The 23750-nt window shown below is 67.1% G+C and carries 16 protein-coding genes; 9 read left to right on the forward strand and 7 right to left on the reverse strand.

Annotated features, from left to right (window positions below; translation table 11 throughout):
- Positions 1-14: 14 nt before the first annotated feature.
- The 4 genes from LLW23_RS13035 to LLW23_RS13050 all read left to right on the forward strand — a co-directional run bounded on the left by LLW23_RS13035 (position 15) and on the right by LLW23_RS13050 (position 7498).
- Positions 15-1589: a tetratricopeptide repeat-containing sulfotransferase family protein gene (locus tag LLW23_RS13035; RefSeq protein WP_228945939.1), complete on the forward strand. Its 1575-nt coding sequence runs from the start codon at positions 15-17 to the stop codon at positions 1587-1589.
- 126 nt (positions 1590-1715) lie between these two features.
- On the forward strand, positions 1716-4235 hold the full coding sequence (locus tag LLW23_RS13040) for a TonB-dependent receptor (protein WP_228945940.1): 2520 nt from the start codon (positions 1716-1718) through the stop codon (positions 4233-4235).
- A 113-nt stretch (positions 4236-4348) separates the two neighbouring features.
- Positions 4349-5497 carry a CaiB/BaiF CoA transferase family protein gene (locus LLW23_RS13045; protein ID WP_228945941.1) on the forward strand — a complete coding sequence of 383 codons (1149 nt, stop codon included), beginning with the start codon at positions 4349-4351 and terminating at the stop codon, positions 5495-5497.
- Between the two features lie 222 nt (positions 5498-5719).
- Positions 5720-7498: a DUF885 domain-containing protein gene (locus tag LLW23_RS13050; protein ID WP_228945942.1), complete on the forward strand. Its 1779-nt coding sequence runs from the start codon at positions 5720-5722 to the stop codon at positions 7496-7498.
- Between the two features lie 46 nt (positions 7499-7544).
- Here the strand turns inward: LLW23_RS13050 and LLW23_RS13055 are convergent, their stop codons facing one another.
- From LLW23_RS13055 to LLW23_RS13065, 3 genes are all read right to left on the reverse strand, one after another.
- Positions 7545-8084: a MucR family transcriptional regulator gene (locus tag LLW23_RS13055; protein WP_228945943.1), complete on the reverse strand. Its 540-nt coding sequence runs from the start codon at positions 8082-8084 to the stop codon at positions 7545-7547.
- Positions 8085-8242: 158 nt separating this feature from the next.
- The gene (locus LLW23_RS13060; RefSeq protein ID WP_228945944.1) at positions 8243-10561 is read right to left on the reverse strand and encodes a putative bifunctional diguanylate cyclase/phosphodiesterase; all 2319 of its coding nucleotides are present in this window, start codon (positions 10559-10561) and stop codon (positions 8243-8245) included.
- Positions 10562-10565: 4 nt separating this feature from the next.
- Positions 10566-11171: a cupredoxin domain-containing protein gene (locus LLW23_RS13065; protein WP_228945945.1), complete on the reverse strand. Its 606-nt coding sequence runs from the start codon at positions 11169-11171 to the stop codon at positions 10566-10568.
- 100 nt (positions 11172-11271) lie between these two features.
- On the opposite strand from LLW23_RS13065, the gene LLW23_RS13070 reads away from it, so the two are divergent.
- The 4 genes from LLW23_RS13070 (at position 11272) to LLW23_RS13085 (ending at position 15633) form a co-directional block, all read left to right on the forward strand.
- Positions 11272-12162, forward strand: coding sequence for a DUF3034 family protein (locus LLW23_RS13070; protein ID WP_228945946.1), 891 nt, complete (start codon positions 11272-11274; stop codon positions 12160-12162).
- 23 nt (positions 12163-12185) lie between these two features.
- The gene (locus tag LLW23_RS13075) at positions 12186-12674 is read left to right on the forward strand and encodes a group I truncated hemoglobin (RefSeq protein WP_228945947.1); all 489 of its coding nucleotides are present in this window, start codon (positions 12186-12188) and stop codon (positions 12672-12674) included.
- A 126-nt stretch (positions 12675-12800) separates the two neighbouring features.
- A complete protein-coding gene (locus tag LLW23_RS13080; RefSeq protein ID WP_228945948.1) occupies positions 12801-14105 on the forward strand; it encodes an Hsp70 family protein in 1305 nt (434 codons plus the stop codon).
- Positions 14106-14232: 127 nt separating this feature from the next.
- Complete coding sequence (locus tag LLW23_RS13085; protein WP_228945949.1) at positions 14233-15633, forward strand: FAD-binding oxidoreductase; 1401 nt, start codon at positions 14233-14235, stop codon at positions 15631-15633.
- A 112-nt stretch (positions 15634-15745) separates the two neighbouring features.
- Here the strand turns inward: LLW23_RS13085 and LLW23_RS13090 are convergent, their stop codons facing one another.
- From LLW23_RS13090 to LLW23_RS13105, 4 genes are all read right to left on the reverse strand, one after another.
- Complete coding sequence (locus tag LLW23_RS13090; RefSeq protein ID WP_228945950.1) at positions 15746-16783, reverse strand: YeiH family protein; 1038 nt, start codon at positions 16781-16783, stop codon at positions 15746-15748.
- 111 nt (positions 16784-16894) lie between these two features.
- Positions 16895-18913, reverse strand: coding sequence for an alpha-glucosidase (locus LLW23_RS13095; RefSeq protein WP_333473772.1), 2019 nt, complete (start codon positions 18911-18913; stop codon positions 16895-16897).
- 191 nt (positions 18914-19104) lie between these two features.
- On the reverse strand, positions 19105-20181 hold the full coding sequence (locus LLW23_RS13100; protein ID WP_228945951.1) for an LLM class flavin-dependent oxidoreductase: 1077 nt from the start codon (positions 20179-20181) through the stop codon (positions 19105-19107).
- Positions 20178-21008, reverse strand: coding sequence for an aldo/keto reductase (locus LLW23_RS13105; protein ID WP_228945952.1), 831 nt, complete (start codon positions 21006-21008; stop codon positions 20178-20180). The genes LLW23_RS13100 and LLW23_RS13105 overlap by 4 nt, the downstream gene beginning before the upstream one ends.
- Before the next feature lie 230 nt (positions 21009-21238).
- On the opposite strand from LLW23_RS13105, the gene LLW23_RS13110 reads away from it, so the two are divergent.
- Complete coding sequence (locus tag LLW23_RS13110) at positions 21239-23707, forward strand: TonB-dependent receptor (RefSeq protein WP_228945953.1); 2469 nt, start codon at positions 21239-21241, stop codon at positions 23705-23707.
- The last annotated feature ends 43 nt before the right edge of the window (positions 23708-23750 follow it).

Raw genomic sequence — 23750 nt, forward strand, 5'->3', positions numbered from 1 at the left:
TAACCCACGTTGCGATGGCCACCCGTTATCCGCCCGCGCTGATCGACGCTGCGCTCGCGCTGCACGACAACCGGCTGCCCGAGGCCGAGCGCGGCCTGAAGGATTATCTCAAGCGCGACCCGTTCGAGCCGCGCGCGATCCGGATGCTGGCGGAACTCGCCGGGCGGATCGGGCGTAACCGCGATGCCGAGACGCTGCTGCGCCGCGCGCTGGAGATCGCCCCGGCGTTCACCGCGGCGCGCGCGAACCTCGCGATCGTGCTCTACCGGCTGAACCGCCCGGTTGAGGCGCTCGACGAGCTCGACGCGCTGCTCGCCGCCGAGCCCGATCATGTCGGCCATGCCAATCTCAAGGCGGCGGCGCTCGGGCGGCTCGGCAGCTTCGCCGATGCGATCCCGCTGTACGAGAACGTGCTGCGCCAGGCGCCGAACCAGCCCAAGGTCTGGATGAGCTACGGGCACATGCTCAAGACCGTCGGGCGGCAGCAGGACGGCGTCGAAGCATACCGCCGCGCGATCGCGCTGAAGCCCGAGCTGGGCGAGGCGTGGTGGAGCCTCGCGAACCTCAAGACGGTGCGGTTCGACGATGGCGACGTGGCGGCGATGCAGGCGGCGCTCGATTGGGTGGGCCTGACCGACGAGGATCGGCTGCACCTGGATTTCGCGCTCGGCAAGGCGTGGGAGGAGCGGCGTGATGCCGATCGCGCGTTCGAGCATTATGCACGCGGCAATGCGCTGCGGCGGACGCAGATCGTCTATGATGCCGACGAGACGGAGCGGTTCGTCGACGATGTCGCGGCGGTTGCGACCCGCGAATTCTTCGCCGCACGCGCGGGCTGGGGCTGCCCGTCGCGCGAAGTGATCTTCGTGCTGGGGATGCCGCGCGCGGGATCGACGCTGATCGAACAGATCCTCGCGAGCCACAGCCAGATCGAGGGCACGACCGAACTGCCCGACCTTCCCGCGCTTGCGCGGCGCATCGCCGATTACCCGGCCGGGCTGGCGACGCTCACCGCCGATGAAGCGCGCGCGATGGGCGAGGACTATCTGCGCCGCACTGCGGTGCAGCGCCGCACCGATCGGCCGCTGTTCATCGACAAGCTGCCCAACAACTGGGCGCACGTCGCGCTGATCCGGCTGATCCTGCCCAACGCGATCGTCATCGATGCGCGACGTGAACCGCGGGCGTGCTGCTTCTCCAACTACAAGCAGCATTTCGCGCGCGGGCAGGCGTTCAGTTATTCGCTCGACGACATGGGCCGCTATTATCGCGATTACGTGCGGGCGATGGCGCATGTCGATGCGGTGCTGCCGGGGTGGGCGCATCGCGTGATCCATGAGGCGCTGGTCGAGGATACCGAGGCCGAAGTACGCCGGATGCTGGCGGCGTGTGGCGTCGCGTTCGAGCCCGCGTGCCTCGCGTTCCACGATACCGAGCGCGCGGTACGCACGGCGAGCTCTGAACAGGTGCGCCAGCCGATCTACCGTACCGGGAACGATGCCTGGGTACCGTTCGCGTCGCGACTGGGTACGTTGGAAACTGCGCTGGGCGCGGTGGTCGGCGCTTATCCAGACGCGCCAAAGGCCTAACTCACTGTAACTTTATGTTGCAAAACTGTCACGACCGGCGGTGAACCAGCGTCGCGCTGCCGAAACGATTGACGTTCGTTTCGCACCTGCACAATCTTTCGCAACATAGTTCCACGGGGGCGGCGGATGAAGCACGGTTCGGTACGGCGCGGCACGATAGCAGTTCTGCTTGCGTCGGCGACATTCGTGGCGATGCCCGCAGCGGCGCAGGACGCCTCGACAGCGAACACGCCGGCGGACGACACTACGCAATCGGATTTCCAGGACGACATCATCGTCACTGCGCAGAAGCGCGACGAGAATATCCAGGACGTCGCGATCAGCATCCAGGCGATCGGCACGCGGCGGCTCGATCAGCTCAACGTCACCAACTTCAACGATTACACGCAGCTGCTGCCGTCGGTCGCGTTCCAGACGTCGCAGCCGGGGCTGACGACGGTGTACATGCGCGGCGTGGCGTCGGGCGGCGACGGCAACCATTCGGGCTCGCTTCCGTCGGTCGGCACGTACCTCGACGAGCAGCCGGTGACGACGATCGGCGGCACGCTCGACATCCACATCTACGATATCGCGCGGATCGAGAGCCTCGCCGGGCCGCAGGGCACGCTATACGGCGCATCGTCGCAGGCGGGCACGATCCGCATCATCACCAACAAGCCCGATACGTCAGGCTTCTACGGCCGGGTCGACGGCGAGGTGAACACTGTCGAGAGCGGCGGCGTCGGCGGACGGATCGAGGGCATGATCAACGCGCCGCTGTCGGACATGGCCGCGCTGCGCGTCACCGGCTTCTACCAGCGCGACGCCGGCTATATCGACAACGTGCCCGGCACGCGCAGCTTCCTGCCGCAGCCCGGCGGCATCACCGTCAACAACGACGCCTTCGTCGAGAAGGATTATAACGACAACGAAACGTGGGGCGGTCGCGCCGCGCTGAAGATCGATCTCGACGATACGTGGACCGTCACGCCTACGGTGCTCTACCAGGAGCTGCGCACCGACGGCAGCTTCGCCTATGATCCGCAGGTCGGCGATCTGCAGGTGCAGCGCTTCTACCCCGAATATCGCCGCGACCGCTTCATCCAGGGCGCGCTGACGATCGAGGGGCAGATCGGCAATTGGGACGTGACCTATGCCGGCGCGTATCTCGACCGGCGCACCGCGCAATCGTCCGACTACACCGACTATTCGGAATCGTATGACTCGCTCTATTCCTCGGTCGGCGGACTCGCGGGCTATTTCTACTATCAGGACGCCGCCGGGAACACGATCGACCCGCGGCAGAACGTGTTGGCGACCGACCACTTCAAGAAGCTGAGCCAGGAACTGCGCGTCGCATCGCCCGCAAGCGAGCCGTTCCGCATCGTCGCTGGCATGTTCTACCAGCGGCAAAGCAACCTGATCAACCAGGATTACCAGATCCCCAACCTTGGGGCGGACGTGTCGGTCAACGGCCGCCCGGGCACCTTGTGGCTGACGCAGCAGGAGCGCGTCGACAAGGATTATGCGGTCTTCGGCGAGGCAAGCTTCGACGTGCTGCCTACCGTGACGCTCACCGCCGGCGGCCGTGCGTTCATCTACGACAATTCGCTGATCGGCTTCTTCGGCTTCGGCCGCAATCCGGGTGTCGATCCCGCCGACGGCCGGCCGTTCACCGCCACGCCGTTCAACGCCGCTGGCTCGGGGCAGACCGGCGTTGCGGGCTGCTATCTCGCGGGCGGGATCACGCTGCGCGACGCCTATCTGAATGGCGGCGACACATCGACATTGTTGCCCGGCATCGTCGACGGCAGCCCGTGCACCAACCTCGCCGCCGTCTCGGGCGGCAACATCGTGCCGCGCAAGGCGTCGGGCAGTGGCGTCACGTATCGCTTCAACGCGACGTGGAAGCCGGTCGAGGACGTCCTGCTCTACGGCACCTGGTCGCGCGGCTTCCGGCCGGGCGGGATCAACCGGCGCGGTGACATCGGCTCGTACGCCGCCGATTTCCTGACCAATTATGAGCTCGGCTGGAAGACGACGCTGCTCGACGGCAAGCTGCGGTTCAACGGCGCGGTCTATCAGCAGAATTGGGATGCCTTCCAATTCTCGTTCCTGGGTGAGAATAGCTTCACCATCATCCAGAACGGCCCCGACGCGCGTATCCGCGGCATCGAGAGCGACATCAATCTCGGCGTCGGCCCGCTCTCGCTCACCGCGGCGGGATCGTACACCGATGCCAAGACGCGTACCGATTTGTGCGCCGCGCAGATCTGCGACGGCACCGGCGACGATATCCTTGCGCCGGCGGGCACGCGGCTGCCGATCACGCCGCGCTTCAAGGTGAGCGGCACCGCGCGTTATTCGGTGCCGGTCGGCGCGGCGAAGGGCTATGTCCAGCTGCTCGTCGCGCACCAGAGCTCGGCCGCATCGGATATCCGCGTCGACAAGGCGGCGGCGATCGGGCGGCTCGCGGCCTATACGACGGGCAATCTGGCGGTCGGCGCAGAACTCAAGAACTTCACCTTCGAAGTCTTTGCGCAAAACGTGTGGGACGAGCGCGGCCAGCTGACGCGCTTCCAACAGTGCGGCACGTGCGACCAGCGGCCGTATATCGTGCCGATCCGCCCGCGCACGATCGGGCTCCGCGCCGGGGCCAAGTTCTGACGCGAGCGCCGTTCGCGCAACTAAGGGTTGGCGAACCGGGCCCTTCGCTGGCAGGTTGAACCACGCGCGGTGGCGGATCGGGAGAATCCGAGCGTCCGCGCGAGGGAGAGATCATGCTGAACGGAATCCGGGTCGTCGAACTTGCCAGCTATATCGCGGGGCCCGGTGCGTGCGGGCTGCTCGCCGACTGGGGCGCCGACGTGATCAAGGTCGAGCCCAAGCAGGGCGATCCGATGCGGATGTTTTTCGCCTCGGTCGGCCGCGACGATACCGAGAACCGCGTGTTCGAGACCGACAATCGCGGCAAGCGCTCGATCGCGCTCGATATCGCCGATCCCGCGGATGCCGCCACGCTGCGTGCGCTGATTCTGTCGGCCGACGTGTTCGTCACCAACGCGCGCCCCGGATCACTGCGGCGCGCCAATATCGATTGCGACGAGTTGCGCGCGATCAAGCCAAGCCTGATCATCGTCAGCTTCACCGGCTATGGCGCGACCGGGCCGGAAGCCGATCGTCCGGGGTTCGACATCACCGCCTTCTGGGCGCGCAGCGGGCTGTGCTCGCTGGTGAGCGTGAAGGGCGGCGATCCGGTGCCGCTGCGCACCGGAATCGGCGATCACATGGCAGCGGTGGGGATCGCCGGCGCCGTCTCCGCGGCGCTGTTCCACCGCGAGCGAACCGGCGAGGGGCAGAAGATCGAGACGTCGCTGCTGCGCATGGGCGTCTATGCCGGGGCGTCCGAACATGCCGTGCAGTTGCAGGCCGGCAAGCTCGCCTCGACCAAGACGCGGATGAAAGCGGTCGAGCCGCTCAATAATTTCTTCCAAACCGAGGACGGCCGCTGGTTCGTCGTCGTGCCACGGCAGGGCGGGGGCGATTGGCCGAAGCTGGCGGCGGCGGCGGGGCATCCCGAATGGCTCGACGATCCGCGCTTCACCGGGTTCAAGGCGCGGCGCGCGAACGGCGCAGCGCTGGTGGCGCTGCTCGACGCGGCGTTCGGCGCGATGACGTGGGATGAGGCAGCGGCGGCGATCGAGGCGGCGGGGCTCATCTGGGGGCCGGTGCAGACCGTGGCGCAAGCGGCGAACGATCCGCAAGCCGCCGCCGCGGGCTGTTTCGTCGAGGTGCCGGGCGCCGATGGCGCGCCGATCCGACTGCCGGCAGGCCCAATCGATTTCGGCGCGATGCCCGATCCCACCTATCGCCGCGCCCCGGCGATCGGCGAGCATGATGCCGAGCTTCGCGCCGAGCTGGAAGGCTGAGCGCGGGCCATTGTTGAGGCTATCTCGCTTCGACAAAGTACATCGAAGCTTCACCACACGCCGTTCGTGTCGAGCGAAGTCGAGACACCGAGGTTGCTGCGTGTAGCTGTCCCTCGACTACGCTCGGGACGAACGGCATAGAGCGGCCCAACTTCCGCGCCCCCAGGTGCGCGGAACATTCGTGAAAGGTTTCACCCGTTGCGCCTTGCCCTTGCTCTCCTGTTGTCCGCCACCATCCCCACGCTCGCCATCGCGCGAACCCCAGCCGCGCCGCCCGCGGCCCCGGCGACGGGCGAGGGAGAAAAGCTGCGGCGGATCTTCGCCGAGAGCGACGAGGCCTCGCTACGCCGCGGCCCGCTGCGCGCGATCTTCCGCGGCGATCTGCGCTATGCTGATCGGCTCGAACCGTTCCTGACCGAGGCCTATGAGGAAGGCGAGCGGCAAGCGCTGGTCGACAATCTGCGTGCGCTCGGCACGGTCGATCGGGCCAAGCTGTCGGCGGTCGATCGTATTGCGTATGACGTGTTCAAGGCGGACAACGAGCGTGACCTGAGGGGCTTCGCGCCCGAGATCCGGCGCATCGGCGACGTGCTGCCGATCAACCACTTCCAGGGCTTCCAGACCTTCTATCCCGAGTTCGCCTCCGGCCAGGGGGCGGCACCGTTCAAGACGACGCTCGACTATGACAACAATCTCAAACGCAACGCCGAATATGGCCGGGTAGTCGATCGGATGATCGCGCGCGCGCGCGAGGGCATGGCGCGCGGCATCACGCCGCCCAAGCTGGTCGTGAGGAACGTGATCGAGCAGCTCGATAACCTGCTGGGCGCGCCGCTCGAAAAGTCGCTGTTCTACGCCCCCGTCGTGACGTTCCCCGACGCGGTGCCCGCGGCCGATCGCACACGGCTGACCCAGGCTTATACCGTGCAGGTGCGCGACGTGCTCAACCCCGCACATCGCCGGCTGCGCGATTTCCTGCAGACCGAATATCTGCCCAAGGCGCGCGACACGGTGGGGCTCTCGGCGCTGCCGGGCGGGGCGGCGCTGTACGATTATCTGATCGAGAGCAGCACGACGCTGCCGATGAAGGCGGAGGAAGTCCACGCGCTCGGCCTGTCGGAGGTCAAGCGTATCCTCGCTGAAATGGAGGCGCAGAAGGGCCGTGCCGGGTTCGCCGGTACGCTGCCCGAGTTCTTCACGCTGCTGCGCACCGATCCGCGCTTCCAGCCCAAGACCGCCGAAGAGGTCGCTGCCGGCTATCAGGCGATCGGCAAGCGCGTCGACGCGCGGGTGCGCGAGCAGTTCGCGCTCACCCCCAAGACGCCGCTCGAGATTCGCCCGGTGCCGGCGTTCCGCGAGAAGTCCGACGCCGCCGGATCGTACCAGCAGGGCACCCCGGATGGCACGCGGCCGGGCGTGTTTTACTACAACACCTACGATCTGAAGAACCGTTACCTGTGGGGCATGGAGACCTTGTACCTGCACGAAGCGGTGCCGGGGCATCACTTCCAGATCAGCCTGGCGCAGGAGAATGCGAGCTTGCCGGCGTTCATGCGCTTCGGCGGCAATACGGCCTTCGTCGAGGGCTGGGCGCTCTATGCCGAGTCGCTGTACCCCGAGCTCGGCGTCGAGACCGATCCGTATCAGCGGATGGGCGGGCTCAGCGACGAGATGCTGCGCGCGATGCGACTGGTGGTCGACACCGGCATCCACGCCAAGGGCTGGGGCCGCGATCAGGCGATCAAATACATGCTCGACAATTCGCCGATGCCCGAGAGCGACGCGACCGCCGAAGTGGAACGCTACATTGCGATCCCGGGCCAGGCGCTGGCGTACAAGATCGGCCAGTTGACGATCCTGCGGCTGAAGGCGCAGGCGAAGGCGCAGCTGGGCGCGCGCTTCGACCCACGCGCGTTCCATGCGGCGGTGCTCGATACCGGCGCGCTGCCGATGCCGGTGCTGGAGCGCAAGCTGGCCGATTGGATGGCAGGGCAGAAGTAACGATCGCCGCTCGGCCATAGCCGCGGCCGTACAAGGCGCTTGCGGTTCAGCCTTGCTGCGCGGCCAAGCCGGAATCGCTCTTGGCCGGCCGGCGCGCGCTGCTGCGTTTGCGGCTGGCCGGCGCCGGTTCGGCTTCCGGTGTGGTGACCACCGCTGCGGCCGCGGCACGCGCCGCCGCGGCCCGCCCGCCCAAGCCGATCTTCAGCGCCATCGCGCGGCGCGCGGCGCTGTAGGAGGGGGCGACCATCGGGTAATCGTGCCGCAATCCATAGCGCTGGCGATATTCGTCCGGCGTCAGGCCATGCGCCTTCAGGTGGCGGGCTAGCGACATGTACGGCTTGCCGTCGATCATCGAAATGATGCGATCGGGCGAGGCAAGTGATTTGCGGATGCTGACCGCGGGTTCGTGCTCTGGCTCGGGCTCGACCGCAGCCGGCGCTGAAGGAACCAGCAGATCGGTGATCATCTGATGGGTCGACATCAGGAAGCCGGGTACGTCGCTTGCCGAAACCCGTGTGTTCGGATTGGTCAACCAGGCGATCGTCAATTCCGTCGCCAACGCAATTGTTTTGACGTCCTGTCCCATTGTCGCCCCCATCACTATTACTGCGGGCGTTATGTCTTTTATTTGTAGCGCGATAGCACAGTTGAAACCGTTTCGGGAACAACGACCAGCATTGTTGCTTAAGCGCCGCGCCGACCAGCCGCGATGCTTTCAGAATAGGCAGGCGCGGCGTTCGTTGCTCAGCGCGCGACGCGAACGCCGCCCATCGTGGCGCGTCCGAGCATTCGGATAACTTCTTCCTCCACCACCGGGCGGCTGAAATAATAGCCCTGAATGTGGCTGCACCCCTGTTCGCGCAGGATATCGAGTTGGTCGGCATTCTCGACGCCTTCCGCAGTGGTCTCCATGCCGAGCGCCTCGGCGAGCGTCGTGATCGACTTGATGATCGCGGTTGCGCCGTCGCTTTTCAGCAGATCGATGATGAAGCTGCGATCGATCTTGATCTTGTCGAACGGGAAAGCGCGCAGATAGCTGAGCGACGAATAGCCCGTCCCGAAATCGTCGAGCGCGACGCGCACGCCCAGGCTGCGCAGGCTGTGCAGCGAGGCGAGCGTGGTTTCGGGATTGTCGATGAACAGGCTCTCGGTGATCTCCAGCTCGAGCCGCTGCGGCGGGAGGCCGCTTTCGGACAGCGCCTGAAGGATCACGGTGCTGAGCCCCGGGCTGCGGAACTGCACCGGCGAGACGTTCACCGCGACGCGCACATTGTCGGGCCATGAACGCGCGACGCGGCATGCCTCGCGCACCACCCATTCGCCGATCGGCACGATCAGCCCGGTATCCTCCGCCAGCGGGATGAACTCGACCGGGGAGACGAGCCCACGCTCGGGGTGATTCCAGCGCAAGAGCGCCTCGAACGCCGACACGCGCGATTGCGACAGATCGAACAGCGGCTGGAACATCAGCGACAATTGGCCACCGCTGATCGCGTCGTGCAGATCGATTTCCATCTGGCGCCGCTTGCGCGCCTCGGCATCCATCGCCGGCTCGAAGAAGCGATATCCGCCACGCCCGTCGTGCTTGGCGCGGTACAGCGCGAGATCGGCGTTTTTGGTGAGCGTGACGGCATCGGCACCGTCGATGCCTAGGATGGCGATCCCGATGCTGGTGCCCGGCACGATGCGGTGCTCGTTGACGATGCAGGGCTCGGCGACGACTCGCGTCAATTCATGCGCGATGCGGTCCAGCGTGTTCTTCGTATCGTCCATGACGAGCGCGAATTCGTCGCCACCCAGCCGTGCGACGAAGCCGTCGCCGGCGAACTTGCTCAGGCGCCGTGCGATGTCGCACAGCAGCGCGTCACCGGTAGGGTGGCCTAGCGTGTCGTTAACCGCCTTGAACTCGTCGAGATCAAGGCAGAACAGTGCCTGCTGCCGGCCGGCGATCGGGCGCGCGAGCGTGATGGCGAGGTGCTCGCGCAGCAGCACGCGATTGGCCAGCCCCGTGAGGGCGTCGTGCAGCGCCATGTGCGTGATCTGCCGCTCGCGCGCGCCGATATCGTCGACCATCTGGTTGAAGCTCGCGGCGAGCGTGCCGAGTTCGTCGCGCGTCTCGATCCGCACCTGCGCATATTCGCCCCTCGCGACCATTCGCGCAGCGCCATCAAGCGCAGTGATCGGCCGCGTGATGCGGCGCGCGAGCAGCCAGCCGCCCGCGCCTGCCGCCGCGACGCCGACAACGCCGCACGCCAGCAGCAGCCAGAGCATCGGGCTGTACTCGGCCAGCGCCTTGGTCATGCTGTATTGCAGCAGCAGCATCTGCGGCTCGTCGGTGCGGAACGAGGCAATCGGCGAGGCCTGGACGAGCATGCGTTGCCCGCCTTCGCGCCGCTCGATCGCCGCGCCGCGCTGGTCGGCGGGCAAGGTGGCGGCCGGGACGATCCGAGGGGCCAAATCGATCGACGCGAGCTTGGCGAGCCGCGCCATCTCGCGCGCGTCGAGCCCGTTGGCGAACACGACCCAGCCCAGCGTGACCGGTGCCTTGACCGGCGCAGCGGCGGCGTTGAACCGCGTCGTGCCGATCCGCAGTACGCCGCGGCTGCGCCCCTCCTCTAGCGCAGCGTGCAGGTCCCGCGCATCTGCCGGGGCAATCCGGCCGCGGAAGCCGACGATCCCCCCGTCGACGCCGACGTAGAAGGCCTGGTCGAGATCGAGCCGCCCGCGCAGCGAATCGAGTGCCGAGGCGATCGTCGGCGCGTCTTCGGTCGCGACCGCGCCGCGGAAACCGAAGTCGGCCGACAGCACGCGGCTGGCTTCGCCGAGCTGAGCGTAGCGCATCGCGGTGACGCGATCGAACACCTTGGCGCTCGCTTCCATCTCGCTCTTGATCATGCGTTCGGCGGTGCTGTTGATCCCGGTCCTGGCGCCGATCAGGATCATTGCCGTTACCAGCGCAAAGAGCGCGGCATAGAACAGCGTCAGCTTTGCAGTCAGCGATCCTGCGACCTTGCCGGCGAGGGCTGCGGCAAGGGAGCGGAGGGCAAGGATCGCGTGCGGCATCGGGTTAGCGCAGAATGATGGTGATGCGCTTGGCGACGTCGCCCGTCGCCGGCACATCGAGCGGGAAGGACATTTCGTTCAGCTTCGATCGCAGCCGCGGGTGCCAGATGGTCAGCTGCGACCGGCCAGCCGTGACGCCGGCGATCCGCGCGTCGCCGGCACTGCCCGTTTTGTCCGCAAACGGCGTGTCGACGACCTTGATGAAGCCCGACATCGTATCGTGGATGTTGCAGCCGAGCGCCACCGCACCCAGGGTCTTGAAGGTGTAGCTGCGGCTTTCATCCTTGCCGAACAGCTTCAGTTCGAACTTCGCCGGCTTCGAGAAGCTGTAGACGTGGTGGCGAACCTTGTCCTGATTGGGGAAGCTGACCGTCGCGCCGACCGGCACGATCAAGGTGCCGGGATTGAACGCGATGTTCCGCTGCACCATCGCGTTCGCCCAGGGGAAGCGGAGCGGCCCGGCAGGCGCTCCGGCGGCCGGATGGATCGTGACCACCGCATCGGGCACCGCCGCGCCCGCCGCGTCGACGATGCGGACGGTGACGGTGCCGGCAAGGGCGGGAAGCGGGGCAGCGAGGCAGGTTGCGGCGAGGACGATCGCGATCTTCATGCCGCCGCTATCGCCGCAATGCGTCAAACTCTCGTAAACGCACGCGGGCAGCCGGACGGATCAACCGAACCTTAACCACGAATGGTTCATCCGACTGGATATGAACCGCCGCCTCCGCGCTCGTTGCCTGACGTCGATCATGGGCATCGCCATCAGTCTCGGCGCTGCATCGTCCGCCACCGCGCAGGATCTCGGCGCGCCGGGCAAGCTGCTGCTGACCAACGGCATCAGCACGATCGAGGGCGCTGCAGGCGGCGGGCTCACCCCATGGGCGGTGATCGCGGGTAACGCGACGAAGGACGGCGTCGGCGTGCAGGCGAGCGCCACCGTCGCCGAACTGCGCGACTACGATTTCCGGAGTTTTTCCGTCGCGGCCGGCGCGTGGAATCGGGTGGAGCTGAGCTTCGCGCGGCAAGTGTTCGACACCAACAAGGTCGGCGGCGCGCTTGGCCTCGGCAACGATTTCAAGTTCGACCAGGACGTGTGGGGCGCGAAGGTGCGCGTTGCCGGCGACATGGTCTACGGCCCCGAATGGATGCCCGCGATCGCGGTCGGCGTGCAGTACAAGAAGAGCCTCGATGCGCCGATCGTCACGGCGGTGGGCGCGGCGGAGCGCGAGGGGGCGGATTATTTTGCTTCGGCGACGAAGCTGTTTCTGCGCTGGTCGCTGCTCACCAACGTCACCGTGCGCGCGACCAAGGCGAACCAGCTCGGCCTGCTCGGCCATGGCGGTGCGCTCGGCAATCGCCACCAGCTCCAGGTCGAGGGATCGGCGGCCTATCAATTCTCGCGCCGCTTCGTGGTGGGGGCGGAATATCGCACCAAGCCGAGCAACCTCGCCATCGCGCGCGAGGATGATTGGTGGGACGCCTTCGCCGCATACGGCATCAACCGGCACCTGACCGCGACCGTCGCCTATACTGACCTCGGCTCGATCGCGACGTTCGACAAGCAGCGCGGTGTGCTGTTCCAGCTGCAGGGCAGCTTCTGATTCTGCCCCTCGGAGAAACCCGCATGTTCCTCGCCGCGCTCGCCTTGTTACTTGCCCCGCAGGGCACACCGGTTGCTGCGCATGCGATGCCGGGGGAAGGAGCGGTCGATCCCTACCAGGTGGACGCGGCCAATGCCGGCGCGCGGCCGTTCGAGGGCGACGCGATGGCGCGCGCGTTCAACGGTCAGGAGGGCATCCGCCGCATCGTCGACGATTTCGTCGCGAGGAACTTCGCCGATCCGCGCGTCGGCGAGATCTTCATGAATCAGGACAAGATCCGCTTCAAACGCACGCTGTTCGAGCAATTCTGCTACATTCTCAACGCCGGGTGCAGCTACACCGGGCGCGACATGCGCGCGGCGCACAAGGATATGGGCGTCCAGCAAGCGGACATGAACCGCGTGGTCGAGAACCTGCAGGCCGCGATGCAGGCCGAGGGCGTGCCGTTCGCCGCACAGAACCGCTTCCTTGCCAAGCTCGCACCGATGCGCCGCGACGTGGTGGGGCGCTAAGCGCCGAACCCGAAGGTCGCTGGCCATCACTTGAGCATAGTTCGTTGAGGCGGAGACGTTGCCCCTCGCCCGGCAGCGTGGCATAGGCGCGCGCCCCGCGGGTCGGCCCCCCAACGACAGGACGATATGGTGGATAGCGATACGACACCGCGCGCGCTCGGGCTCGATTTCGGGACGACCAACACCGTCGCCGCGCTCGCCGATGGGGCAGGGGGCACGCATCTGGTAGAATTTGCCGGCGAGCTTGCCACCGGCGCGGTCTTCCGCTCGGCGCTGTGCTTCTGGGAAGAGCAAAGCGCCTGGAACGGCATTGCGCACGAGGCGGGACCGTGGGCGATCGACGAATACCTCCAATCGCCGCTCGACAGCCGCTTCGTCCAGTCGTTCAAGACCGTCGCGGCGAGCCCGTCGTTCGAACGCGCGCTGATCTTCAACAAGCCGTTCCGCTTCGAGGATCTCGGGCGGTTGTTCATCCAGCGGCTGGTGGCGCATGCCGGCGGCGCGCTCGACGATCGCCCACGGCGGGTGATCGTCGGCCGACCGGTCGAATATGCCGGCGCGCGGCCCGATCAGGCGCTCGCCCGGCAGCGCTACGATCTAATGCTCGAAGGGTTCGGGATCGAGCTGCACTATGTCTACGAGCCGCTCGGCGCGGCGTTCAGCTATGCCGCGCGGCTGACCGAGCCGGCGACGATCCTGGTGGCGGACTTCGGCGGCGGCACGACCGACTTCTCGATCGTCCGCGTCGCCGAGCCGGGCGCCGCGCGCCGTTGCGTCCCGCTCGCCTCGGCGGGCATCGGCATCGCGGGGGACCGCTTCGACCAGCGGATCGTCGATCGGCTGGTGCTGCCGCTGCTCGGCAAGGGCGGGCAGTATCGCTCGTTCGGCAAGCTGCTCGATATCCCCGGCGGCTATTTCACCGATTTCGCCGATTGGTCACGCCTCGCGATGATGCGCAACCGCCGTACGCTGGAGGAATTGCGCAAGTTGCAGCGCGATGCGGTCGATCCGGCGCCGATCGGGCGGATGATCGCGCTGATCGAGCATGAGCAGGGCTTCCCGATGTACGATGCGGTGGGCGAGCTGAAGCGCGCGCTCTCCGCCAGCGAGGAAGCGGTGTTCGCCTTCGACGGCGGCGGCGTGGAGATCGCGGAGACGGTGCGGCGGGCGGACTTCGAGGCGTGGATCGCGGACGATCTGCGGCGGATCGAAGCGGCGCTGGATACCGCGCTGGCGCGCGCGGGGCTCGAGGGCGGCGCGATCGACCGGGTGTTCCTGACCGGCGGCTCCTCGCTGATCCCCGCGATCCGCGCGCTCTTCGATCGGCGCTTCGGCACCGAACGGATCGCCACCGGCGGCGAGCTTACCTCGATCGCACACGGGCTGGCGCTGATCGGCAACGAGCCAGATCCGAGCGAATGGGTCGCCTGACCTCCGTGGCGCACACGCAACCGGTGATCTGAAAAGTCCGCCGCTTGAGACGTGCGCCGGACGATGGCTCCGCGACATCGTCCGTCGGTGGCGCTTCCACCGCGAAGCCGGTATTGCGGGATCACCCATGCTTCATGCGCCCACTCCCGTCCGCGCCTCGCTCGATCCCGCAGTGCTCGATGCGCTCCGCAGCCGGTTCGGCGAGCAGCTCGATCTGCGCGAGTCGATCCGCACGCAGCATGGATCGAGCGAGGCGCATTTCGCGACCGTGCTGCCCGATGCCGTGGTCTTCGCGCGCTCGACGCAGGACGTGGTCGATCTCGTCAACATCTGCGTGCCCGCCCGCGTGCCGATCGTTCCGTTCGGCGCGGGCACGTCGATCGAGGGCAATGCCGTGCCGGTGCGTGGCGGCATCAGCCTGAACATGGCCGAGATGAACCGCATCGTCGCGGTCCGCGCGGAGGACTTCGACTGCACGGTGGAGGCCGGCGTGCGGCGCGAACAGCTCAACGAGCATCTGCGCGATACCGGGCTGTTCTTCCCGATCGATCCGGGCGCGAACGCGACGCTGGGCGGCATGGCCTCGACGCGCGCGAGCGGCACCAATGCGGTGCGCTACGGCACGATGCGCGAGGCGGTGCTGAACCTGACGGTGGTGACGCCCGACGGCCGCGTAATCAGCACCGCGCGGCGCGCGCGCAAGTCGGCCGCCGGCTACGATCTCACGCGGCTATACGTCGGCGCGGACGGGACGCTCGGCATCATCACCGAAGTGACGCTGCGGCTGCACCCGATCCCGGAGGTGATCTCGTCGGCGGTGTGCGGCTTCGCGACGCTCGAGGGCGCGGTCGACACCGTGGTGCAGGCGATCCAGCTCGGCGTGCCGCTGGCGCGGGTCGAATTGCTCGACGACGTTCAGATCCGCGCGGTGAACCTGTGGTCGAAGCTCGATCTGCCCGAGGTCACGACCTTGTTCTTCGAGTTCCACGGATCGCCCGCTGGCGTCGCCGAGCAGGTTGAGCTGGTGCGCGGGCACGCGGCGGAGAATGGCGGCGGCGACTTCGCCTGGTCGAACCGGCCCGAGGAGCGCGCGCGGCTGTGGAAGGCGCGGCACGAGGCTTATTATGCCGCGATCGCGCTGCGCCCGGGCGGGGTCGGCTGGACGACTGACGTGTGCGTGCCGATCAGCCGGCTCACCGAATGTATCGCGCTGACCAAGCAGGATCTCGAACGCGCAAGCGTGCCGGCGACGATCGTCGGCCATGTCGGCGACGGCAATTTCCACGTCATCTTCTCGCTCGATCCCGATAGCGCCGCGGAACACGCCGAGGTGGCGGCGATCAACGACCGGATGGTCGAGCGCGCGCTGGCGATGGATGGCACGTGCACCGGCGAACACGGCATCGGGCTGGGCAAGCAGCCGTGGCTGGTCGCGGAACTTGGCGAGGCGGTCGACGTGATGCGCGCGATCAAGCGCACGCTCGATCCGCACGATCTGTTCAATCCGGGCAAGATCTTCGCGCTCTAACTCCCCTCCCGCTCGCGGGAGGGGTCGGGGGAGGGCGTGTCTTTGGTCGCCGCACGTGTCCCTGTTTGGACAGCCCCTCCCCCAGCCCCTCCCGCAAGCGGGAGGGGAGTAATTAAAGAAGCAGCAGCGCAGCGGCGAGCGACAGCAGCAGCGCCGCCAGCGACGCCGCGAGGATCACCAGCAGCGGCTTCATCCCCGTCTCGAGCAGCGAACTCATCGGCGCGCGGATGCCCGTCGCGGCGACCGCGCACGCGAGGCACGCGGTCGCGATATCCTGCGCGCCGCGGCCGACGACCGCGGGGATAACGCCGAGCGAGTTGATCCCGGCAAACACGAAGAAGCCGACGACGAACCACGGCAGCGTGATGCCCGTCTTCTTGCCGTCCTCGGGCCGGTAGAAGGCCGCGACCAGCGCGAGCACCGGGGCGAGCAGCGCGACGCGCGTCAGCTTCACGATCGCCGCGATCTGCCCGGCGGTGTCGGAATAGCTGTAGCCCGCGCCGAGCGCCTGCGCGACATCGTGGATCGACGCGCCGAGCACGAAGCCCGCCTGCCGGTCGCTGAGGCCAAGCTGGTGCGCGAGGCTGGGGTAGAGGAACATTGCCGCCGCGCTCGCCGCGGAAATGCCGACGAGCACGAGCGCGAGCTGCGCCTGGTTGGCGCGGCGCTCGCCCAGCGTGGTCGCCAGCGCCATCGCCGCCGACGCGCCGCAGATCGCCACCGCGCCGCCCGCCAGCGTGCCGAACGCGCTCCCCAGGTTTGTCGCGCGCGCAACGAGGATTCCGGCGCCGAGCGTCAGCAGCAGGATCACGACCACCGCCAGCAAGGTCATTGGCCCAAGCCCGGCGATCTGCCCCACCGTGATCCGCGCGCCGACGAGCACGATGCCCCAGCGCAGCAGCGTCTTGGAGGCGAAGCTGAGCCCCGGCGTCATCCGCGGATCTGCGCCGAGGAAGTTTAGCGCGAGCCCAATCAGCAGCGCCATCAACGTGAGCGGTGCATTGTAATGATCCGCCACAAGCGCCGCCGCCATCGTCGCGAGCACCGCAACCATCAGCCCGGGGACGAGATCGCGCCAGCTATGCGGCGGCGCGGGCTCGAGATCGTTGTAGAGATCCGCCGCGAGCGGCAGCGTGGCGTATTTGGTCACTGGCACCCCCGTTCGTCCCGAGCGAAGTCGAGGGACATGTCCCAGGCGCTGCGTATGGTGTCTCGACTTTGCTCGACACGAACGGGTTGGGGTGGGGCCATTCTGACCAACCTAGAGCGCACCAATCGACGCAAACAAGTCGGCATGCGCGCTGTCGGTACGATAGAATACCGGCGGCTGGCCGAGCGGGGCCGCGACCACCACTTCGGCACCGCCCGAAAACGTCTCCCCTGACCACAGATGCCGCCACTGCGCACCCGCGGGCAGATACGCACGCCATCGCTCCGCCCCAGCCTCGATCACTGGCGCGACAACGAGGTCGCGGCCGTAGCAATACTGCGTCTCCAGCCCCCAACAGGCCGCGTCATCCTCATAATCGAGGAAGAGCGGCCGTTGCAGCGGCAGCCCCGTCGCTGCGGCCTCTGCGCAGAGCGTCGCGACATAGGGCGCGAGCGCGGCATGCACCTTCGTCATCGCAACGAAATGCGCCAGCACCGCCGCGTCGTTATCGAGCTGCAAATTGGTATCCGGCCGATTGCCCTCGTGGCTGCGCATCACCGGCGAGAAGGCCGACAGTTCGCTCCAGCGCATCAGCAGTTCGGCGGTCCGCACATTGTCGTACAGGCTCGTGTACCCGCCCAGATCGCTGTGGTGATAGGCATTGCCGACCAGCCCCGACGACAGCGCCGCACGGATCACCGTGCCGATCCCATCATGCCGCGTAAAATCGACCGACTGATCGCCCGCCCACAGCAGCGGGCAATGCGCGCCGACTCCAGAGAAGCCCGCGCGCATGAAGAACACCGCGTCGCCCGTCTTCCCGCGCGAGGCGATCGCGCGCGCGTTCACCTCGGCCCAGATCGTCGGCCAGGCATTGTGCGCGATCATGCCATCGGTGCCGTCGTAAAGCCGCACGTCGGTCGGCAGATATTCGCCGAAATCGGCCATCCAGCCCGACAGGCCGATGTCGAGCATCTCGCGCCCGATCACGCGATCGGCGAACCAGTCGGCGGCGGCGGGGTTGGTGAAATCGACGATCCCGCAATCGAACTCGCCGAAATCGACCAGATAGGGCGCGTCGGCATCGAGCCGCAGCGCAAGATAGCCAGCGTCCGCCGCCTCCGCGTACAGCGATCCGTCGACCGCCAGGTACGGATTTATATATCCCAGGAAGCGGATCCCGCGATCGCTCAGCTCGGCGATCTTCTGGCGCAGGTGCGGATAGCGCGCATCGTTCGCCTTCCAATCCCAGAACAGCCGCTTGCCGAAGCTAGTGACGCGCAAGCCGACCCAGTCCTCGCACCACAGCCCAGTGACCACCGCGCCCGCGGCGATGATCGCCTCCATCCGCTCGAAGCTGCGCGCACCATCCTTCAACCCGAGGATCGCGCCCGAATAGGCCCATTCGGGCAGCAACGGCTGGCGGCCGAAGCGGGTGGAAAGCGCGCCGACAAGGGCGGCGAAGCGAGCGGCGGCGAACAGCTCGATCTTTGCGGGGATCTCCCACACCTCGATCGCGGGCGCGGCGGCGTCGCGGAAGTCGAAGCAGCTATAGGCGGTCGTATCGACGTGCAGCGCATAGCGGCGCGACGACAGGTACGTCGGCTGCGGATAATTGGTGTTCCAATAATCCCCGCCCGAACGGTGATCGCGATCGCACTGGAAGGTCAGCAGCGTCGATTTGTCGCGCCCGACGCCCGGCTCGGACGTCCACATCGGAAACCGCCGCCCGGCCATGTCGACATACGACAATTGCTCGCCGCCGCCCCACAGCCGTTCGCCCGCCTCGCCGATACAATTGAGCCAGAAACGATTGAGCGCCGGATCGAGCGCCGCCAGATGCAGCGCCCCGTCGCGCACTGTCACCGCCAGCAGCGCTCGCCCGCCCGCCGACAGCGTCACCGTGTCGCCCTCGATCGCCGCCTCGCGCAACGCGATCCGCTCGTCGAGCCGGTCCTCGAGGAAGTAATTCCCCCGATACATGTCCACCAGCGGCCGCCCGGTGCCGACGAACAGCGCCGGGGCATCCGCACGATGCCGAATGACGAGCGTGTCGCCCGCGAGAATGTCGAAGCCGTTCTCCGCGGGAAGAAGCACCACCGTCATGCCGCGAACTGACGCGGAAAGCACTCAGCCATGATCATTCCTCGCCTCTTGCTGCGCCGCGTCGGGCGGCATTCCTCACCCCAACCGTTCGTGCTGAGGAGGCATTGAGCTTGTCGAAATGCCGTCTCGAAGCACATGCCCTTCAAGACGGCACCTCGCTGCGCTCGGCACCTCCTCAGGGCGAACGGGGAGTATTCCGCCCCGCTCGTGTCCGTTCAGAGAATCAGCGGCCCATGGCTCAACTTCGGCAACACGTGCCGCGCGAACAGATCCGCCTCCGCGGCGTGCGGATAGCCCGAGAGGATGAACGCCTCGATCCCCATGTCCTGGTACATCTTGAGCTTGGCGAGCACCTGATCGGGATCGCCGACGATCGCCGCGCCGCAACCCGAGCGCGCCCGCCCGACGCCGGTCCACAGATTCTCCTCGGCATAGCCGTCATCCGTCGCGCCTTCGCGCAACGCCGCCTGCGCCGCGACGCCGGTCGAGGTCGTGTCGAGCGACTTGTTGCGGATTGCCTCGCCTTCCTTCGCGTCGAGCTTGGACAGCAGCCGGTCGGCGGCGGCGCGCGCCTCGCTCTCGGTATCGCGCACAACGACATGCGCGCGATAGCCGAACTTGAGCGTGCGGCCGTGCTTCGCCGCGCGCGCGGTCATGTCGTCGATGATCGCCTGCACGGCTTCCTTCTTGTCGGGCCACATCAGGTAGACGTCTGCCCCCTGCGCCGCGACCTCGCGCGCATCCGGCGACAGCCCGCCGAAATACAGCGGCGGCGCCTTGCCCGATACGGTGGTGACGGCCGGCGGATCGAGCTTCAGCTTCCAGAACTCGCCCTGATGGTCGAGCGGCTCGCCGTTCAGCATCGTCTTGAGGATCTGGATCGCTTCGAGCGTGCGGGCATAGCGCGGCGCGCTTGCCAGCGTCTCGCCCGGCAGGTCGGACGAGATGATGTTCACCGTCAGCCGCCCGCCCAGGATGCGGTCGATCGTCGCGATCTGCCGCGCGAGCTGCGGCGGCCAGCTTTCACCGATCCGCACCGCCATCAGCAGCCGGATACGCTCCACCTGCGTCGCGATCGCCGCGGCGAAGGCGGTCGTGTCGATGCCCAGCGCATAGCCCGACGGCAGCAGGATATTGTCGAACCCGCCGCTCTCGGCCTGCAGCACGATATCGCGGCAATGCTCCCAGCTCGATTTCAGCTTGGGATCGGGCACGCCGAGGAACTCGTAATCGTCGTCGCACAGCGCCGAGAACCAGCTGACTTCGCACTGTTGGTTGGTCGAACCCGTCACGGCAATTGTTCCCCCATGCTCGCCTGCAGCACCGCATACCATTCGGCACGCGTCCATTGCGGCGTGTAGGCGTCGGGGATCGTGGCGATCCGCGACGCATTCTGTGTGCCGACGATCGGGATTGGGCGCGCGGGGTGCGCCATGATCCAGCTATAAGCGACCGCGGCGCGATCGACCCCGGCTTCGGTCGCCTTCGCGTCGAGCAACGCAACAACGGCGCGGCTGCGCTCGTCCTGCGGATCGGCGAGGCGACCGCCGCCCAGCGGCGACCAGGCGAGCACCGCCATGCCGCGCTGCATCGCCTGATCGAAGATGCCGTCAAACAACGGCGTCGTCACGAGCGCGGAGAATTCCGGCTGATGGCTCACGATCGGGACGGGGAGGTATTCGGCGAGCGCCGCGGTCTGCGCCGGCGTGTGGTTCGACACGCCGATCGCGGTGATCTTGCCCGCGGTGCGCGCATCGTCGAGCGCGCGCGCCACTTCCTGCGGATGCGCGAGCAGGTCGGGGCGATGGATCTGGTACAAATCGATCTTGTCGCAGCGCATCCGGGTCAGCGATGCGTCGATCGCGCTCGCCAGATAGCCTGCGCTCGAATCATACGGCACGCCCATGCTGATGCCGCCCTTCGAGGCGAGCACCATGCGATCGCGCAGGCTCGGCGCTTCGGCGAAGACGCGGCCCAGCAGCGCCTCGGCCGCGCCGAAATCCTCGTCATTGTCGGGGCCGTAGATATCGGCGGTGTCGAGCAGGGTGATGCCGGCATCGAGCGCCGCTTCGACCAATGTGCGTGCAGCCGCCACGTCAGTGCCGCGGAAGCGCCACATGCCCCACGCGATCGTGCTGACGGTGAGACCAGTGTCGCCAAGGGCAACGGAGCGAGCGGGGGGCGCTAAATAAGACACCGTTGTCTTATAGGGCCAACTGAGCCTATGGGAAACAATCAATTGATGCCGCGAGCGGTTGATTGGGCTGGCAAACGCCGCCCGATCGGCCGCGCGAGGCGTTGGCAGCGCGCACATCATCGCGCTGATCAGGTTTGGGGTAGGAGAGGGTAATGCTTAGTTTCTCGTCAAAGGCGCTGTTGCTCGCCGCCACGTGCGGGATTGCGGTAGCAGCGCAGCCTGCGGTCGCGCAGGCGATGTCGCCGGAGGGCCAGGTCGCCACGCCGGTCACCGATCAGCAGCAGACCGCCGCAGCGCCCGGCGTTGCCGCCGAATCGACCGAGGCCGATCTGGCCAGCGGCGACATCGTCGTCACCGCGCAGAAGCGCAGCGAGCGGTTGCAGGACGTGCCGCTCGCCGTCTCGGTGATCAGCGGCGAGGCGCTCAGCTCGACCGGCGCGCCGGGCCTCGATGGCGCGGTCGCGCTCGTCCCCGCGCTCAACTTCCAGAAGTCGGGCACCACGCTCAACCAGTCGCTGTTCCTGCGCGGCGTCGGCACGACGACCTTCTCGATCGCGGGCGAGCCGTCGGTGTCGTCGGTCGTCGACGGCGTCGTCTTCGCCCGCACCGGCGAAGCATTCAGCGACCTCGTCGATATCGAGCGGATGGAAGTGCTGCGCGGCCCGCAAGGAACATTGTTTGGCAAGAACGCCTCGGCCGGCGTGGTGAACATCATCACCAAGCAGCCGACGCGCGATTTCGGCGGCTATGTCGAGGGCAGCTACTTCACCGGTGGTGACGAGGCGCGCGTACGCGGCGCGCTGAACATCCCGATCAGCGATACGCTGCTGACGCGCTTCACCGGCTTCTACAGCCGCTTCGACGGCAACATCCGCAACGACGCGTTCGGTGGGCGTCGCGTCAACGGTTACGAGCATTTCGGCGGCCGCGTGCAGCTGAAGTGGATGCCGAGCGACGCCACCACGATCGCGATCATCGCCGATTATCACAAGAACGACGATGATTGCTGTGCCGAGGTGATCGGCACCGGGCCGCTCAACGGCGCCGGTGTCGGCATCACCAGCCCGATCTCCGCCGTGCTGCCGACCCCGCGCGGCGACGAGACGCGCCGCATCAACCAGAACCTCATCACGCGGACGCAGGAAGAAGGCTATGGAGCCTCGGTCCAGATCGATACCGAACTGGGCACGCAGACCGTCACCAGCATCACCGCCTATCGCGAATTCTCGAACACCGAGATCCGCGACGGTGATTTCCTGGCCGCACCGTACGTCGGCTTCAACCAGCTGCATGACGTCGGCCCGCAGACGGGCGACACGTTCACCCAGGAACTGCGCCTCACCTCGCCGTCGCGCCAGTTCCTCTCCTACGTGGTCGGCCTGTATTACTCGCGCGCTGCATCGGAGCGGACGTTCGGTCGCTCGGTCGTGAATTGCAACGCGGCGACCGCGCCGACGACGCTGATCCCGTGCGGCAGCGCCGGGGCGCCCGCGACGACCAACCCGTTCGGCGTCGCGACCTTCGGGTCGATCTTCCAGAACATCGCCGCGTTCAGCCAGTTCACCGCGAACTTCACCGATCGCTTCCGCTTCATCGGCGGCGTGCGCTACACCACCGATCAGCTGAACGTGTGGCACAGCCGCGCGACGACGCTCGCCGGCCCGGGCGTCAACGCGAACTTCGATCAGGGCGTGTTCGATCGCTACAATGCGCTGCTCGCCGGGGGTGCCACACCGGCTGCTGCGCAGACGGGGGCGGTTGCTGCCTCGAACGGTATCGCGTGGCGCGGCAAGACCACCAACGACAATTGGTCGGGCAAGGCATCGCTGCAGTTCGACGTCAGCGACGATGTCGTGGCCTACGGCGGCTGGACGCGCGGCTACAAGGGGCCGGCGTTCAACGTCTTCTACAACCTCAACTCGAACGGCACGAACGTGATCGCGCCCGAAACGTCGGACAGCTACGAGATCGGCCTGAAGAACACCTTGTTCGACGGCGCACTCACGCTGAACCTCGCCGCTTTCTACGCCAAGTACGACAATTTCCAGGCGAACAACCCGGATCTGGTCGCCGGCGTCGTGGTCACCCGCTTCACCAACGCGGGTGAAGTTTCGACCCGGGGTGTCGAGGCCGATATCGCGCTGCGGCTGATGGACGATCTGTCGATTTCGGGCGGCGTTGCCTACACCGATGCGAAGGTCGATCAGTTCTTCCAGGCGCCGGGCGCACCCGTGACGGCGATCATCCCCGCGGGCACCTCACTGCCGTTCGCGCCGAAGTGGAAGGGTTCGCTCGGCATGGATTATCGTCTGCGCACCGGCGGCGCGTTCGACGTGTTCCTCGGCGCGCAGGGCAATTACCAGTCGAAGCAGCTCGCGCTGTTCTCGCCTGACGCCGTGCAGCGCCGTCTCGGCACGATCGACGGCTATGGCCTGGTCAACCTGTCCGCCGGCGTCGGCGACCAGGACGATCGCTTCCGCCTGACCTTCCAGGTCCGCAACCTGTTCGACCAGAGCTACGCCGCGGCGATCCAGAACGGCGGCCCGGCAAACGCCTATCGCTACCAGATCCCGCGCGACGCCGACCGCTACTACGGCGTCACCGGCCGCGTGAACTTCTGATCCAGAATCCCCTCCCGCTTGCGGGAGGGGCAGGGGAGGGGCT

Origin of the sequence: Sphingomonas radiodurans, assembly GCF_020866845.1 — a bacterium.
Taxonomy (GTDB): Bacteria; Pseudomonadota; Alphaproteobacteria; order Sphingomonadales; family Sphingomonadaceae; genus Sphingomonas; species Sphingomonas radiodurans.